Source organism: Actinomycetospora sp. C-140 (assembly GCF_054796175.1).
In genome coordinates, this window is the sequence record NZ_JBTWNF010000012.1 from 146,239 (window position 1) to 162,507 (window position 16,269).

At 72.8% G+C, this 16,269-nt stretch carries 14 protein-coding genes and 1 pseudogene; 10 read left to right on the plus strand and 5 right to left on the minus strand.

The window, feature by feature from the left end; all coding sequences use genetic code 11:
- Positions 1 to 114 precede the first annotated feature (114 nt).
- From ACR9E3_RS20390 to ACR9E3_RS20410, 5 genes are all read left to right on the plus strand, one after another.
- Positions 115 to 1,113 carry a zinc-dependent alcohol dehydrogenase family protein gene (locus ACR9E3_RS20390; RefSeq protein ID WP_460382352.1) on the plus strand — a complete coding sequence of 333 codons (999 nt, stop codon included), beginning with the start codon at positions 115 to 117 and terminating at the stop codon, positions 1,111 to 1,113.
- Positions 1,110 to 2,129 carry a phosphotransferase family protein gene (locus ACR9E3_RS20395; protein ID WP_460382353.1) on the plus strand — a complete coding sequence of 340 codons (1,020 nt, stop codon included), beginning with the start codon at positions 1,110 to 1,112 and terminating at the stop codon, positions 2,127 to 2,129. Before ACR9E3_RS20390 ends, ACR9E3_RS20395 begins: the two co-directional genes overlap by 4 nt.
- Positions 2,130 to 2,260: 131 nt before the next feature.
- Entirely contained in the window at positions 2,261 to 2,524 is a 264-nt protein-coding gene (locus ACR9E3_RS20400; protein WP_460382354.1) for a hypothetical protein, read from the plus strand.
- 96 nt (positions 2,525 to 2,620) lie between these two features.
- The gene (locus ACR9E3_RS20405) at positions 2,621 to 3,109 is read left to right on the plus strand and encodes a hypothetical protein (protein WP_460382355.1); all 489 of its coding nucleotides are present in this window, start codon (positions 2,621 to 2,623) and stop codon (positions 3,107 to 3,109) included.
- A complete protein-coding gene (locus ACR9E3_RS20410; RefSeq protein WP_460382356.1) occupies positions 3,106 to 3,618 on the plus strand; it encodes a hypothetical protein in 513 nt (170 codons plus the stop codon). Before ACR9E3_RS20405 ends, ACR9E3_RS20410 begins: the two co-directional genes overlap by 4 nt.
- Before the next feature lie 73 nt (positions 3,619 to 3,691).
- Here the strand turns inward: ACR9E3_RS20410 and ACR9E3_RS20415 are convergent, their stop codons facing one another.
- On the minus strand, positions 3,692 to 5,323 hold the full coding sequence (locus ACR9E3_RS20415) for a benzoate-CoA ligase family protein (protein WP_460382357.1): 1,632 nt from the start codon (positions 5,321 to 5,323) through the stop codon (positions 3,692 to 3,694).
- A gap of 259 nt (positions 5,324 to 5,582) precedes the next feature.
- Here ACR9E3_RS20415 and ACR9E3_RS20420 point away from each other — a divergent pair, with 259 nt between their 5' ends.
- Entirely contained in the window at positions 5,583 to 6,059 is a 477-nt protein-coding gene (locus ACR9E3_RS20420; RefSeq protein WP_460382358.1) for a QcrA and Rieske domain-containing protein, read from the plus strand.
- A 30-nt stretch (positions 6,060 to 6,089) separates the two neighbouring features.
- Positions 6,090 to 8,390, plus strand: a complete 2,301-nt coding sequence (locus ACR9E3_RS20425) for a protein kinase domain-containing protein (protein ID WP_460382359.1) — start codon at positions 6,090 to 6,092, stop codon at positions 8,388 to 8,390.
- Between the two features lie 31 nt (positions 8,391 to 8,421).
- Here ACR9E3_RS20425 and boxB read toward each other — a convergent pair whose 3' ends face one another.
- Positions 8,422 to 9,849, minus strand: a complete 1,428-nt coding sequence (boxB, locus tag ACR9E3_RS20430) for a benzoyl-CoA 2,3-epoxidase subunit BoxB (RefSeq protein WP_460382360.1) — start codon at positions 9,847 to 9,849, stop codon at positions 8,422 to 8,424.
- 5 nt (positions 9,850 to 9,854) lie between these two features.
- Positions 9,855 to 11,570, minus strand: coding sequence for a 2,3-epoxybenzoyl-CoA dihydrolase (boxC, locus tag ACR9E3_RS20435; protein ID WP_460382361.1), 1,716 nt, complete (start codon positions 11,568 to 11,570; stop codon positions 9,855 to 9,857).
- A gap of 90 nt (positions 11,571 to 11,660) precedes the next feature.
- Between boxC and ACR9E3_RS20440 the strand changes: the two genes are divergently transcribed.
- Positions 11,661 to 12,101: a GNAT family N-acetyltransferase gene (locus ACR9E3_RS20440; RefSeq protein ID WP_460382362.1), complete on the plus strand. Its 441-nt coding sequence runs from the start codon at positions 11,661 to 11,663 to the stop codon at positions 12,099 to 12,101.
- A 4-nt stretch (positions 12,102 to 12,105) separates the two neighbouring features.
- On the opposite strand, the gene ACR9E3_RS20445 is transcribed toward ACR9E3_RS20440, so the two are convergent.
- Complete coding sequence (locus ACR9E3_RS20445; RefSeq protein ID WP_460382363.1) at positions 12,106 to 12,741, minus strand: TetR/AcrR family transcriptional regulator; 636 nt, start codon at positions 12,739 to 12,741, stop codon at positions 12,106 to 12,108.
- 169 nt (positions 12,742 to 12,910) lie between these two features.
- Between ACR9E3_RS20445 and ACR9E3_RS20450 the strand changes: the two genes are divergently transcribed.
- Positions 12,911 to 13,699 carry an SDR family NAD(P)-dependent oxidoreductase gene (locus ACR9E3_RS20450; protein ID WP_460382364.1) on the plus strand — a complete coding sequence of 263 codons (789 nt, stop codon included), beginning with the start codon at positions 12,911 to 12,913 and terminating at the stop codon, positions 13,697 to 13,699.
- A gap of 2 nt (positions 13,700 to 13,701) precedes the next feature.
- A pseudogene (locus ACR9E3_RS20455) lies at positions 13,702 to 15,235 on the plus strand (acyl-CoA synthetase).
- Positions 15,236 to 15,241: 6 nt separating this feature from the next.
- Here the strand turns inward: ACR9E3_RS20455 and ACR9E3_RS20460 are convergent.
- A complete protein-coding gene (locus ACR9E3_RS20460) occupies positions 15,242 to 16,210 on the minus strand; it encodes an aldo/keto reductase (RefSeq protein WP_460382365.1) in 969 nt (322 codons plus the stop codon).
- Positions 16,211 to 16,269: the final 59 nt, after the last annotated feature.

The window sequence follows — 16,269 nt, forward strand, 5'->3', positions numbered from 1 at the left end:
GCACCTCCTCGTGACTCGTGACCAGATTCGACATCCGGTCACGGATCAGCGTGCGCCCCTCCCCGCCCCGGGGCAAGGGCTGCAGGGTGATCGTCGGGACGGCATGCTGCGGGCATGACGAGGACGGTGCGGTTCTCCGAGCTCGGCGAGCCCGAGGTGCTGCGGGTCGAGGAGGGACCGGACCCGTCCCCGGGGCCCGGCGAGGTGGCGGTCGACGTCGCCGCCATCGGGCTCAACCGGGCCGAGTCGATGTTCCGGCGCGGCACCTACATCGAGGAGACCCGCCTGCCCGCCGGGCTGGGCTACGAGTGCTCGGGCACGGTGGCCGCGCTCGGCGAGGGCGTCACCCGCTGGTCGGTGGGCGACCGCGTCAGCGTCGTCCCGGCGTTCTCCATGAACGACTACGGCGTCTACGCCGAGCGGGCCGTCGTGCCGGCCCGGGCGGTCGTGCCGCTGCCCGGGGAGACGAGCTGGGTCGACGGCGCCGCGGTGTGGATGCCGTTCCTCGTCGCGTACGGGGGGCTCGTCGAGACGGGCGGACTGCGCCCCGGTGACCACGTGCTGATCACGGCGGCGACCTCGAGCGTCGGGCTCGCGTCGCTGGCCGTCGCGCACCGGGTCGGTGCGGTCCCGATCGCCACGAGCCGCTCGAGCAGCAAGGCCGCGGCGCTGCGGGCCGCGGGCGCCGCGCACGTGGTCGCCACCGGCGAGGAGGACCTCGTCGAGCGCGTCGGGGAGATCACGGGCGGGCGCGGCTGCGAGCACGTCTTCGACGCGGTCGCCGGGCCCGGCGTGGCGGACCTCGCGAAGGTCACCGCCCCGGGCGGCGTGCTGACCATCCACGGGCTGCTGTCCGGGCAGCCGACGCCGTTCCCGGCGGAGACGCTGCCGGATCTCTGGATGCGCGCCTATACGTTGTTCGCGATGACCCACGACGAGCAGCGGCTGCGCCGCGCCGGCGCCTTCGTCGGCGCCGGCCTGCGCGACGGATCCTTCGCCCCGCAGGTGGACCGCGTGTTCGACGGCCTGGACCAGGTCGTCGAGGCCCACACCTATCTCGAGTCCAACGCCCAGGTCGGCAAGATCGTCCTGCGTCCCGGAGGTGCCGCGTGAGCGACGACCAGATCCCCGATGCCGTCGTCGCCTGGTTCCGGTCGCACATCGACGAGATCGACGGCGACCTCACCTTCACCCGGATCGCGGGCGGGCGCTCGAACCTCACGTTCCGCGTCACCGACGACGCCGGGCACGCGTGGGCGCTGCGACGCCCGCCGCTGGGCGGCGTGCTCGAGACGGCCCACGACATGGGTCGCGAGTGGCGCTTCCTCGCGGCGCTGCACCCGACCGACGTGCCGGTCCCGACGCCGCGCGCGTTCTGCGACGACCACGACGTCTGGGGCGCCGACCTCTACGTCATGGACTTCGCGGCGGGCAAGGTCCTCAACGACACCGAGTCGGGCGCCGCGGTCCCGGAGTCGGCCCGCACGAACGTCGGCACGACGACGGTCGACGTGCTCGCCGCCCTGCACGCGGTCGAGCCGTCCGCCGTGGGCCTCGACGACCTCGCCCGCCCCGGCAACTTCGTCGAGCGCCAGCTCAAGCGCTGGCACCGCCAGGCGCACTCGTCGGCGATGGAGGACCTCACGGCCCTCGACGCCACCCACGACGCGCTCGCCGCGCGCGTGCCCGAGGGCGAGGTCGGGATCGTCCACGGCGACTTCCGGCCCGGCAACATCGCCTACGACCCCGAAGGGCGCGCGGTGGCGGTGTTCGACTGGGAGCTCGCGACGATCGGCGACCCGCTCTGCGACCTCGGGCACCTGCTCGTGTCGTGGAGCGAGCCCGGCGACACCGTCGCGGAGGCCCTGTCCAGCCCGACCCCGGCCGGCGGCTACCCCACCCGCGGCGAGCTGATCGAGCGCTACACCGCGGCGCGCGGCCTCGGCGACGTCGACATCGCTTACTACCTCGCGTTCGCGCGCTGGCGCGCCGCGTGCATCCACGCCGGCGTCTGGACCCGCTACCGCGCGGGCGACATGGGCGCCGAGGCCGACCCCGACGAGGTCACCGGCCCGCCGGCCATCATCGAGCAGGCCGAGACCGCCCTGGCGGAGCTCGAGGGCCGCTGACCTCCGATACGTGAGCGAACTTCGGGGCTATAGCCCCGAAGTTCGCTCACATGGGGTCGACGCGCGTCACAGGTGGGCGCGGTCACGGAACGGGGTCGGCGGAGCACGGGCGGGCACCACACTGGCACGCGGTGCCGCGCTCCACGTCGGCGTGCGGGCACCGCTCCCCCGCCGCCGACGTGCCCGGAGTACCGACGATGATCACTGGTGAGTGCCACTACTGCGACTCGGTCCGCGTGTGGAGGCTCTACCCGATCCGCCACGAGGACGGCTGCCCGACCGGCGGGCGCCGTCCCCAGCGCCTCAGCCCCGACGAGTCGCTGCTGTTCGGGCACCCGGACCTCGCCGAGGTCGACCTCGAGATCAGCGCCTGGTACCCCCAGGCCGCCGCCTGACGACCCCGACGAGGCTGTTCTCAGGGGCGTTCCCCGACGTCGCGCGGTGCTCCGTCTCCGTACCGTCGCGTGCTCGACGACCACGGGGGGACGACCATGGACGATGACACGACCGCGCCACCCGGGACCCGCCGGGAGTGGGTCACGGCGCTGGGTCAGGTCTCCGGGCTGCTGCTCACCCTGCGCGAGACCGAGGCCGACGGGGCGAGCCCGCCGGAACCCCTGGCCGGGGGCTGGGCGCTGCGGGCGTGGTCGGCGGCGACCCGCCCGATCCTGCGCGACCGCGATCGCGTCACCCTGCCCGACGCCCGCCCCGAGGACCTGGCCGTCCTCGCCACGACGGCCCACGCGCTCGGCGCCTCCCTGGCCCGGTGGCGGGCCGGGCGGGGCGGCGACCTCCTCACCGCCGTGCTGCGCTGCGAGGCCGCGATGCACGGCCGGGATCCGGAGTGGCTTGTCGCGCAGCTCGCTCGGGTCCACGGCGTGCTGTCGGCGCCCGGCCCCGTCTCGGCCGGGATGGTCTGGCACGCCCTCGACGACGGCGGCTCCGCGCCGGTGTGGGAACCCGAGACCGCCGGGTCATGACCGGATCGCCGGGCACCGGTCTCCCCGGGTGGGCGGTCACCTGCGGCCAGGTGGCGGGCCTGCTGGTCGCGGCGCGCGCCGCCGAGACCCGGGACGGCGCGGTCCTGCCCGCCCCGCTGGGCGGCGGGGTGGCGTTCCGCGCCTGGGACACCGCGACGCGGTCGGCGCCCGACGACGGGCGAGCCCTGGAGGTCGTCGGGCGGGCCGCCCGTGTCCTCGGGACACGGGTGGCCGCCTGGCGGGCCACCGGGACCGACGACCCCCTTGCCGGACCGCTCCGGCGCGAGGCCGCGCTCCACGGCTGCGAGCCCGAGCGGCTGGTGGCCCACGTCGCCCGGGTCCACGGCGTCCTCACCGCCCCCGACCCGGCCGCGGCCCACACGGTCTGGCACGCGTTCGACGACGCCCCGTCTCAGGCGTCCGGCTCGGGTCCGTCGATCGGCTCCTCGTGGTCCGAACCGAGCACCGCGCCGGGCACGTCGCCGCCGGGCTCGACCTCGGGCTCGTAGGCGGGTTCGCCCTCGGTCGGCGGCTGGTCGGCCGTCGCCAGGGGGTCGGTCTGCTCGCTGCGTCGTCCCGCCATCAGTGCGCCGCTTCCAGGGTGGGGTCGGCGCCCGCGCGCGTCCCCGCGAGCTCCTCCGCGGCGAGCTCCCGCAGCCGGAAGCGCTGGACCTTGCCCGTGGCCGTGCGCGGGACCTCGTCGATGGCGATGACGTGGCGTGGGCGCTTGAACGAGGCGAGGCCCTCGCGACACCACGCCACCAGCGCCTCGGGGTCGACGGTGTGTCCCTCGCGCGCGACGACGCACGCCACCGGCAGGTCGAGCCCGTCGTCGTCGGGCACCGCGACGACCACCACCTCGGCCACCGACGGGTGGGCGACCAGGCGTTCCTCCACCTCGGCGGGCGTGACCCAGATGCCGCCGACCTTGAGGACGTCGTCGGTGCGCCCGAGGCAGGTGTACGTGCCGTCGGCGTTGCGCACGTAGGTGTCGCCGGTCCGGAGCCACTCCCCCTCGAACACGAGGCGGTTGGTCGCGGTGCGGCACCAGTAGCCGGTGCAGATCGAGTCGCCGCGGACGTAGAGCGTGCCGGTCTCGCCGTCGGGCACCGGGCGGCCGTCGGTGCCGCGGATCTCCACGTCGTAACCCGGGACCGGGACGCCGGAGGTACCGGGCACGACCTCGCCGGGCCGGTTCGACAGGTAGATGTGCAGGGCCTCGGTGGAGCCGATGCCGTCGAGCACCTCGACCCCGTAGCGGTCCCGCATCCCGTTGACCATGCGGGCGGGCAACGCCTCGCCTGCCGAGGCGCCGCGGCGCACCGTCGCGAACGCGGCCGGGTCGACCTGGCCGGACTCCGCGGCGGCGAGCAGGGGGCCGTACGAGCTCGGGGTGCCGAAGAACATCGTCACCCGGTACCGCGACGCGAGGTCCGCGAGCAGGGTCGGCGACGGCCGGGAGGGCTCGAGCACGGCACCCGCGCCGACGGAGAGCGGGAAGAACATCGAGTTGCCGATGCCGTAGGCGAAGAACAGCTTCGCCACCGACAGGCAGAGGTCGTCGCGCTCGATGCCGAGCACCTGCTGGCCGTAGGTCTCGCACACCGTGCGGATGTCGGCGTGCCGGTGCATCGCCGCCTTCGGCTTGCCGGTGGTGCCCGAGGTGTAGAGCCACAGCGCCTGCGACTCGTCCCAGGTGTCGTACGCCGGCGGGGTCCCCCCGAGCGCCTCCCCCGCGGCGAGCATCTCGTCCCACGTCCGGGCACCCACCGCGGCGCCGAAGCCCGACGGGTCGTCGCCGGTGACGACGACCTCGGACACGTCGCCGCCCTTCTCGCGCGCCTGGGCCACCGCCATCCGCGAGGTGTCGGCGAACTCCGCGGAGCACAGCAGCAGGCGGCTGCGCGAGTCGGCGACCAGCACCGCCAGCTCCGGCCCGCGCAGCATCGTCGACACCGGCACGGCCACCGCGCCCAGGCGCATCGTCGCCAGGATCCCGGTGAACAGCTCGACCTCGTCGACCATGCAGAGCACGACCCGCTGCTCGGGGTGCACGCCCAGCGCCGCCAGCCCCGCCGCGACCCGGCCGATCTCGGCGTCGAGCTCGGCGTAGGTCAGCGAGCGCGACGGCGCGCGCACGGCCACCCGGTCGCCGTCACCCGCCGCGAGGCGGCGGCCGACGAGGTACTCGGTCGCGTTGAACAGCTCCGCCATGGCGTCTCCCGTCGTCGTGGTGCCGATCACTACCACCCGGACCCCTGGTCGGCGAACCCCCGGACGAGCAATGACGCGTCGGTCGGTGGGGGTCGGTCGGTGGTTCGCTGACAGAGTCGGGACATTCTGACCCACCGAATCGGGAGATATCCCTCGTTCGGCCCAAGAAAAGACCGCGTTGTCGTAACACTATGTGAGTGACCTGGGGGGAAGGTCCGCGGGATGCGCCACGGCGGAGGGCGTATCCGAGGGGGGCGGGATGGACGCCGACGGCACCGACGAGGGGCCGGTGACCCGGCGCGGTCTCCTGCTGGGCGCGACGGCAGGCCTGGTCGTCACCGCGTGCGGCGCGCCGAGCCCGTCGTCGGCCCCGCCCGTCACGACGCCCGGCGTGGTGGGCCCTCCGGCCGTCGTCGGACCGCCGGCCACCAGCGGCGGCGGTGTCGGCGTCGGCGGCGTCGTCGGGCCGGCGAGTGCCGTCCCGGTGGGCGGGGGCGCGGTGTTCGACGCCCTCCAGCTCGTCGTGACCCAGCCGACGGCCGGTGACTACCGCGGCTTCTCCGCGGAGTGCACGCACACGGGCTGCATCATCAATCGCGTCGCGGACGGGGTCATCGAGTGCCCGTGCCACGGGAGCCGCTTCCATCTGGACGGCTCCGTGGCCCACGGCCCCGCGCCCCGGGCTCTGCCGGCGCGCGACGTCCGGGTGGATGGCGGACAGATCGTCCTGACGTAGCCGGTCGGGAACATCGGGGGGGAGCAGACGATGGAGCGGTTCGGTCGGTACGAGATCGTGGCGCAGATCGGTGCCGGGGGCATGGGCCAGGTCGTGCGCGCCCACGACACGGAGCGCGACCGGGACGTCGCGCTCAAGCTGCTCCCGGACGCCCTCGGGAAGGATCCGGAGTTCCAGCAGCGGTTCCGGCGCGAGTCCTACGCCGTGGCGCGCCTGCGCGACCCCCACGTCATCCCGATCCACGACTACGGCGAGATCGACGGCCGGCTCTACATCGACATGCGCCTCGTCGACGGCCAGAGCTTGGCCGCCCTGGTCGAGCAGAGCGGCCCGTTGGCGCCCGCGCGGGCGGTGGGCATGGTCGAGCAGGTCGCCGACGCGCTCGACGCCGCGCACGCCGAGGAGCTGGTGCACCGCGACATCAAGCCGTCCAACGTGCTGGTCACCACGAAGGACTTCGTCTACGTCATCGACTTCGGTCTCGCCCACACCGTGGGCCACCGCCGCACGCGGTTGACGATGACCGGCGTGACGCTCGGGACCCTCGACTACATGGCGCCCGAGCGGTTCGAGAACCGGCCCGTCGACGCCCGCACCGATGTCTACTCGCTGGCCTGCACCCTCTTCGAGTGCGTCACCACGTCCAAGCCCTTCCCCGGCGACGACTTCCCGACCCAGATGTACGGGCACCTCTACCTGGCGCCCCGTCACGCCGGTGAGCTCAACCCCGAGGTACCGCCGGCCCTCGACGACGTGATCGTGCGCGGGATGGCGAAGAACCCCGACGACCGCTACGCGACGGCCGGCGAGCTGGCCGCGGCGGCGCAGGCGGCGGTCCACCGCCCCGCGGCGAGGGCCACCGACACCGCACCCCGCTCCGCGGGCACCGTCGCCACCTCCTGGTCGGTGACCGTGCCCGGGCCCGCGGAACCCGTCGAGGGCCGCACCGAGCACCTGCCGCTCCCGGCGACCTCGGTGTCCGCCCCCACCACGTCCGCCGGCGCCCCGTCCTCGACGGCCGGACCGGAGGGCCCGACCGAGCAGGTCGAGCCGTCGCGGTGGGGCGGCTCGGGTGTGGGGGTGCTCGACGCCCCGGCTCCGCGGACGCCGGCCGAAGCACCACCCCGCCAGGGACCGCCGTCGGGACCGCACGGCGCGTTCCCGACGCCACCGCCGGGCCCACCCCCGGCGGGACCCGCGCCCCGGTCGGGATTCGGTCCCGACGGCACGCCGCGGGGCCACGGGGTGCGCACCGGTGCCCTCGTCGCGATCGCCGTCCTGTTGCTCGCCGTCGCGAGCATGGGGGTCGCCCTGCTGGTCCGCAGCGGCGGTGGGGACACCGCCGGGTCGACGGTCGGGGCGGCCGCCCCGGGTGGCGCGATCGATCTCGACGGGCCGCGCCGACCCGCGGCCAGCGTTCCCCGACCCACGGTCGGTGGCACCGTGGTGGTGGGTTCCACGCCCGGCTACCTGCAGGTCGCGCCCAACGGCCGCTTCGCCTACATCGCCAACCGTGCCGCCGGCGTGATCACGGTGTTCGACACGACGCGCAACGTGCCCATCGGCACCATCCCCGTGCCCGACGGCGGACCCCAGTTCGTCGCCTTCTCGCCAGACAGCGCGCGGGCCTACGTCAGCATCTTCAACCAGGACTACTCGCTCAACGAGGTCGCCGTGATCGACACGTCGAGCGCCGCGATCACCGCCCGCATCCCGACCGGGAAACGTCCGTTCGCCCTCGTCCTGTCGCCCGACGGCCGCCGCCTCTACGTGCCCAACCACGACTCCGGCTCGATCACCGTGGCCGACACCGACACGAACCAGGTCGTCGACACGGTCGCGGTGGCGCCGAACCCGCACTGGCTGGACATCTCGCCGGACGGCACCCGGCTCTACGCGGCCAACCACGAGTCCAACGTGATCACCACGATCGACACCGACGGCGACCGCGTGCTGGGCACGACCCCGGTGGGCCGTAGCCCGCACTCCATCGTGCGCCACCCGACGCAGCCGCTGGTGTTCAACGTCAACTACGACGACAGCTCGGTGTCGGTGACGAACACCGACACCGGCGCGGTCGTCGGCACGATCGCCACCGCGAGCCATCCCCAGGACATCACGCTCAGCGCCGACGGCAGGCACGCCTACCTCGCCACGGTCGACGCGAACGCGATCCAGGTGCTCGACACCTCGACCCTGCAGATCACCGCGAACGTGCCGGTGGGACGCGGGCCGACGTCCGTCGCCATCACCCCCGACGGACGCCAGGCCTACGTCACCAACCTCAACGACGGCAGCGTCACCGTCCTCAACGTGGCCGGGACGGCCTGACGGCGACCGTGCCGCTGGAGTGCCCACCGCCCTAGTTGAAGTGCACGTACTCGAAGTCGACGGGCTTGTCGTTGATCCCGTTGTTCGGCGGCGCGATCCAGCTCGCGATCTTCCCGGGCTCGAGGACGGGGTGCATGAGGCCGCGGACGTGGGACTTGTCCACGTCGGTCGGCAGCCAGCGGCTCTCGTTCGCCGCCCACTCCTCCGCGGAGATCATCGTGCCGTCGGGCGCGATGTGCTGGCCCGCGAACGCCCCGACCTGCCGGTTGAAGCCGACGTGCGGCAGCGAGAGACGGGCGTCGATGCCGTGCTTCTCGAGGATCCGGTTCCAGCGCTTGAGCCCGCCGCGGCAGTCGCCGATGTACTCGCTGCGCAGGTCCTGGTTGAGCGCCAGCAGCGCCGGCACCTCGTTGGTGGTGATCGACCCGTCGCGCACGGCGTCCACCGCGCCGGCGTCGTCGGTGAGCACGTGGTCGTCCTTGCGCCGCTCCTCCTGCCAGCGGCCCTTGAGCCCGGCGGTGAAGTAGTTGGCGGCGTTCGTCGACGACTCGTTGCCGAACAGGTCGAGCGAGACCGTGTAGTGGAAGTTGATGTACTTCTGGATCATGTCGAGCGGGATGCCGCCGGCGCCTGCGACCTCCTCCGAGTCGTGGTCGTTCATCAGCTCGGCGGTGCGGGTGACCACGCGGTCGATGCCGGTGGTGCCCACGAACATGTGGTGGGCCTCCTCCTTGAGCATGAACTCGCAGGTGCGTGACAGCGGGTCGAAGCCCGACTCCTTCAGCGTCCCGAGCTGGTACTTGCCGTCCCGGTCGGTGAAGTACGTGAACATGAAGAACGACAGCCAGTCCGGGGTCTCCTCGTTGAAGGCCCCGAGGATGCGCGGCGAGTCGTCCGAGCCGGAGTTGCGGGCGAGCAGCTGGTCGGCCTCCTCGCGGCCGGCGCGGCCGAAGTAGGCGTGCAGCAGGTAGACCATCGCCCAGAGGTGCCGGCCCTCCTCCACGTTGACCTGGAAGAGGTTGCGCATGTCGTACAGCGACGGCGCGGTGGCGCCGAGGAAGCGCTGCTGCTCGACCGACGCGGGCTCGGTGTCGCCCTGGATGACGATGAGGCGCTGCAGGTCGGCGCGGTACTCGCCGGGCACCTCCTGCCACACCGGCTCACCCTTGTGCTCGCCGAACGCGATCTTGCGGTCCGGGTCGTGCTCGGAGAGGAAGACGCCCCACCGGTACTCGTTCATCGGCACGTGGTCGAAGTGGGCCCACCCCTCGCGGCCCACGTCGACGGCGGTGCGCAGGTAGACGTCCTTGGTGTCGACCGCGGGGCCCATGTCGCCCCACCAGTCGAGGAAGTTGGGCTGCCAGCGCTCGAGGGCCCGCTGGAGCTTGCGGTCGGACGCGAGGTCGACGTTGTTGGGGATCTTGGCGTCGAAGTCGATCTTCGGACGTGCCGAGGTCATCCGGTTTACACCCGCTTCCTGTCGAAGTCGGCCTTGCGGCCCGTGCCGTACTTGCGCAGGGCGCCGTCGGGCCCGCTGGCGTTGGGGCGGACGAAGATCCAGTTCTGCCACGCCGTGAGCCGCCCGAAGATCCGCGTCTCCATGGTCTCCGGGCCGACGAACCGGTGGTTGGCCTCCATGCCGGTCAGGGCGTCCGGGGACAACGAGGCCCGCTCCTCGAGCAGGATGCGGATCTCGTCCTCCCAGTCGATGTCGTCGGGGGCGTCGGTGACCAGGCCCGCCTCCTCCGCGTCGGCGCCGGTGAGACGCTCGCCCGCGCGCTCGTGCAGCTCCGCGACGTGCTCGTCGCAGCCGTAGAACCGCGACGCCAGCCGGGTCAGGCCGTTGCCCATCGGGAACGCCCCGAAGTTCGAGGCGGTGAGGACGATCTGGGCCGCCTCCTGCTCCTCGTCGGCGTCCTCGAAGATGCCCTCGAGCATGTACTGCCGGTCGCAGGCCAGCGCGAGCTCCAGCAGGGCCCCGGCGAAGCAGCTGCCGGGCTCGATCAGCGCGATGAGGCTGCGGCTGGTGACGTCGAGACGCTTGAGCGTCCGCTTGAAGTAGTGCCGGATCTCGTTGACCAGCCAGTCCGAGCCGGAGTGCTCCGCGATGACCCGCTCGAACGCGAGCGCGCCCTCGACCGAGCCCTGGGTGCGGACCAGCCAGGTGCCGATCTCGAGCTCGTTGGTGCGCAGGCGCAGGATGAGGTCGTCGAGCTCGCGGGTCATGGCGAGCGGCCAGAAGTCGGCGCCGAGGGCGTGGATGCGCTCCAGCGACTCGGGCACCGTGCCGGGCTCGGGGCCGAGCACGGTGATCGTCGCGGTGCGGGCGTCGCGGTCGATCTCGCAGCGGACGTTCGGGTAGGTGATGGAGTCCTCGGCGACCTCGCGGCGCAGGGACGGGAGGGCGATGCCGGTCGCGTCCGTGGGGCGGGTCGAGCCCTCGGCGGCCTCCGCGGCCCGCGCGCGCACCGTGTCGTCCCACTGCTTGCGCGAGACCGTCTCGTCGACGAGCTTCCACTCCACGGCCTTCGGGCCCTGGAAGCCCTCGGACTTCGTGGCGAAGATGTCGGCCCGGTCCTTGCGGACGTGGCGCTTGTCGGTGACGCGGGTGAGCCCGCCGGTGCCGGGCAGCACGCCGAGCAGCGGCACCTCGGGCAGCGCCACGGTGCTCGAGCGGTCGTTGACCAGCAGGATCGTCTCGCAGGCCAGCGCCATCTCGTAGCCGCCGCCCGCGGCCGTGCCGTTGAGGGCCGCCACCCAGGTCTGACCGGAGTTCGCGGTCATGTCCTCGATGCCGTTGCGCGTCTCGTTGGTGAACTTGCAGAAGTTCACCTTCCACGGGTGGCTCGACTGGGCGAGCATCCGGATGTTCGCGCCGGCGCAGAAGTTCGAGTCCTTGCCGCTGGTGAGCACCACGCTGCGCACCTCGGGGTGGGAGAACCGCAGGCGCTGGGTGATGTCGTAGAGCTCGATGTCGACGCCGAGGTCGTACGAGTTGAGCTTGAGCTCGTAGCCGGGGACGAGACCGCCGTCCTCGGCGACGTCGAGGTAGACCCAGGCCGTCTCGCCCTCGACCTCGAGTCGCCAGTGGCGGTACCGCTCCGGGTCGGTGTCGAAGTCGACCTGGGGCACGGACTCCGTAGCGTGCGTGGTGGCCGGCGCGTCCTCGAGAACGGTCACGGTGGTGGTCCTCCCTTGTCGTACGGGCCACACTCTACGAGAATTCGACGCCGATGCATAGAGCTGTAGAACTTTCGGGAGGGCGACACGATGACGTGGCACTGGATCGCCGAGCAGGAGCCCCGCTGGGACCAGGACAAGGCCGCGGCGCTCGGTGACCTGCCGCCGACGCTGTTCGGACTGGGGTACCCCGAGGTGGGCCACCCGCTGGGTGACGCGTGGTGGCGCGTGGAGGACGACGCCGGCAGCGCGCTCGGCTACGGGCGCCTGGACGACACCTGGGGCGACGCCGAGATCCTCATCGTGACCACCCCGGACGCGCGCGGCACCGGCGTCGGCGCCTTCGTGCTGGAGCACCTCGAGCGCGAGGCCGCGTCCCGCCAGCTCAACTACGTCTACAACGTGGTGCCCACCCGTCACCCCGAGGGCGAGGCGGTCCGGACGTGGCTGACGGCCCACGGGTTCGACCCCACGGAGGTCGGCGAGCTGCGCAAGCGCGTCGCCTCGGGGGCCGCTCCGGGCGGGGCGTGAGACCTCAGCCGACCAGCGTCTCCAGCTGGCGCCGGACCCCCGCGCGCAGGTCGTCGAGCGCGTCCGCCGCGCCGGCGAGATGGCGCTGGAGCGCCTGGTGGAACAGGCCGTCGACCGTGGCGTAGGCGAACGACGGGGCGCAGGCCGGCGCGGCGCCGACGAGGTGTGCGTAGGCCTCGACGGTCCGCCAGATCATCCGCTCGAGGCTGCCGTCGATCTCGGCGACGTCGGCGCGGAACGACTCCTCGAACAGTGACTGGGTGCGCAGGTCGTACCAGAGCCGGTGCAGCAGCGTGTCCTGCTCCAGCGTGGCCGCGAGACCGTCGGCGACCCCCTCCAGCAGGCCCTCCGGGCTCACGGCGGTCGCCACGATGCCGTCGTAGCGCTCGACGCAGTGCGTCTTGTACTGCCGCACGCAGTAGGTGATCAGCTCGACCTTGTCGCGGAAGTAGTAGTGCAGGACGCCGTGCGAGAACGCCGAGTTCTGCGCGATCTCGCGCAGGCTCGTGCGGGCGTAGCCGAGCTCGGAGAGCGTCAGCAGCGCGGCGTCGGCGAGCTCGCGGCGGCGCTCGTCGATCCTGTCCGCCCGCCGCCGCGCGCTGCGGTCGGCCGGTGCCGTCGAGTCGGTCGTGCGGGCCACGGGCTGGATCTCCCGTCGAGGTCGGAACGCCCCAGCGTACCGAGCCTGGACGGCCGTCCGGGGAAATCTTGACGATTGTCCAGAGACGTCCCTACGTTGTGATCTGCGTCGCAGCAGCGAAGCACGATCACGGGTCGGCCGGCAGGGGCGCCGGCGGGGAGGACGACGGATGAGTGACGAACTCGCCGGCCGGAGGGTGCTGATCACCGGCGGCGCCCGCGGTCTCGGCGCCGGGATGGGGCGCGCCATGGCGGCGGCCGGCGCCTCGGTGATGCTGGCCGACGTCCTCAAGGACGTCGGTGAACAGACCGCCGGCGAGATCCCGGGCGCGCGCTTCGTCGCGCTCGACGTCACCGACGACGCCGCGTGGGAGTCCGCCGTCGCGCACACCGTCGCCGAGCTCGGCGGGCTCGACGTCGTCGTCAACAACGCCGGCCTCGAGGTCACCTCGCTGCTCGTCGACACCGAGCCCGATGACGTCCGGCGCATGCTCGAGGTCAACCTGCTCGGCACGATGCTCGGCATCAAGCACGCGTTCCGCGCGATGCGCCCGGGGGGCGCCGCGGGTGCCGGCGGCGCGGTCATCAACGTGGCGTCGGTCGCCGCGACGATCGCGTTCCCGGCCATCGCGGGCTACTCGGCCACGAAGTCCGGCGTCGACCGGCTCACCCGCGTCGCGGCGATGGAGTCGGGCAAGCTCGGCTACGGCGTGCGCGTCAACTGCCTCTACCCCGGCCTCGTGCCCACCGACATGGGCGTGAAGCTCGCGGTCGAGACCTCCGGGCTGGGCCTGTTCGAGAGCCCGGACGCCGCCGTCGCGGCGGTCGTCGAGCTGACCCCGTCCGGCCGCCTCGCCGAGGTGTCCGACATCGCCGACGCGGCGGTCTTCCTCGCGTCGGACGCCGCCCGGTTCGTCAACGGCGTCGGCCTGCCGGTCGACGGTGGGATGGGCATGTAGTCGTGGCCCTGACGTCCTGGCTGGACAAGGGGGCCTCGATCGACCCCGAGGCCCCCTGCCTGACCCTCGACGGCGCGACGCTGTCCTACCGCGAGGTCGTCGCCCTGAGCCACCGGGTGGCCCGGGCCCTGCGACGTTCCGGCGTCCGGCCCGGCGACAAGGTCGGCATCCTGTCGGCGAACGACCCGGTCGCGTTCGCGTGCGTGTTCGGCATCGCGCGCGCCGGCGCGGTGTGGTGCCCCATCAACCCGCGCAACGCCGGCGACGAGAACCGCGAGCTGCTGGACCTGTTCGACTGCGCCGCGCTGATCCACCAGGGCTCGTTCGGCGAGCTCGTGGACACGATCGCGGGCGCCCTGCCCCAGCTGCGGACGATCGTGTGCCTCGACGGCCCGCGCGGCACGACGCCGTCGTTCGCCGACTGGCTCGCGGCCGCCGAGAACGACCCGCCGGCGGAGGCGCCGCCCCCCGACGACGTCGTCGCCCTCGTGGGCACCGGCGGGACCACGGGGCGGCCCAAGGGGCGTGATGCTCACCGACCGGAACCTCGAGACGATGTCCGCGGTCACGCTGATGAGCTATCCGTTCGAGGGCCGGCCGGTCTACCTCGCCCTCGCGCCGCTGACCCACGCCGCCGGGGTGCTGTGCTTCCCGGTCATGGCGCTCGGCGGGGAGATCGTCGTGATGGCGAAGCCCGACGTCGCGCGGTTCCTGGAGCTGATCGAGCACCACCGCGTGACGCACACGTTCCTGCCGCCGACGCTGATCTACATGGTCCTGGCTCACCCCGACCTCGTCTCGCGGGACCTGGGTTCCCTGCAGTGCTTCTGGTACGGCGCGGCGCCGATGTCGGTGGCGCGGCTCGAGGAGGCGCTCGAGCGGATCGGGCCGATGGCGCAGCTGTTCGGGCAGTCCGAGGCGCCGATGATGGTGTCGACGATGTCGCCCGCCGAGCACCGCCGGCCCGACGGATCCGTGGCCCGCGAGCGCCTGGCCTCGGCGGGCCGGCCGTCGCCCCTGGTCACCGTCGCGATCATGGCCCGGGACGGGGAGCTGCTCCCCCGTGGCGAGCGCGGCGAGATCGTCGTCCGCGGGTCGCTGGTGATGGCCGGGTACTACCGCGACCCGGAGGCCACCGCCGAGGTCTCGGCGCACGGCTGGCACCACACCGGTGACATCGGCTACCTCGACGCCGAGGGCTTCCTGTTCATCGTCGACCGCGCCAAGGACATGGTCATCTCCGGCGGGTTCAACGTCTACTCCGCCGAGGTCGAGCAGGCGCTCATGGCCCATCCGGCCGTGCGCGACTGCGCGGTGATCGGCCTGCCCGACGAGAAGTGGGGCGAGCGTGTCACCGCGGTGGTGGAGCGCGCGGGCGGCACCGACGTCTCGGCCGACGACCTCATGGCCTTCGTCAAGGGCCGGATCGGCAGCGTGAAGACGCCGAAGCAGATCGAGTTCTGGGACACGCTCCCGCGCTCGACCGTCGGGAAGATCCTCAAGACCGACGTGCGGGCGGCGCTGGCGGGGAGCTGACTCCCCTCACTGGTGCCCGGCGACCCCGCGGGGCTCGTAGCGCTCCTCGAGACCGGCGATCTCGTCGTCGTCCAGACGCAGGTCGACGGCCGCGACGGCGTCGTCGAGGTGGTGGGACTTCGTCGCCCCGATGATGGGTGAGTCGACGACCGGGTTGGCGAGCGTCCACGCGAGCGCGACCTGGGCCCGCGACACCCCGCGCTTCTCGGCCACCTCGGCGACCTTCTCGACGATGTACCGGTCGGTGTCGCGGTAGAGCCGCTTGCCGACCTCGTCGGTCTCGAGGCGGTTCGTGGACTCGTCCCAGTCCCGGGTCAGCCGCCCGCGGGCCAGGGGGCTCCAGGGGATGGACCCGATGCCCTCCTCCCCGCAGAGCGGGAACATCTCCCGCTCCTCCTCGCGGTAGAGCAGGTTGTAGTGGTTCTGCATCGTGACGAACCGGGTCCACCCGTTGCCGTCCTGCAGGTGCAGCGCCTTCGCGAACTGCCAGGCCCACATCGACGACGCGCCGATGTAGCGGGCCTTGCCCGCCTTCACGACGTCGTGCAGCGCCTCGAGCGTTTCCTCGATCGGTGTCTCGGGGTCCCAGCGGTGGATCTGGTAAAGGTCGACGTACTCCATGCCGAGGCGGCGCAGCGAGGCGTCGATCCCGGTCATGATCGCCTTGCGCGAGAGTCCGGCGCCGTTGGGCCCCTTCCGCATCCGGTTGAAGACCTTCGTGGCGACGACGATCTCGTCGCGGTCGGCCATCCGGTTCAGCCAGCGCCCGGTGATCTCCTCGGACGTGCCCTGGGAGTAGACGTCGGCGGTGTCGAAGAAGTTGATGCCGGCGTCGAGCGCCTGGCGGAAGAACGGCTCGGCCTGGTCGGCGGGCAGCGCCCAGGGCCAGCGGTCGTTCGGCTCGCCGTAGCTCATGCACCCCAGGCACACCCGGGAGACGTCGAGACCGGTCGCGCCGAGCTTCGTGTACTCCATGACGCCAGCGTGCCCCCTGGACCGTCGGTCGATTCACACCCGCGGCCGGGAATCGGCTG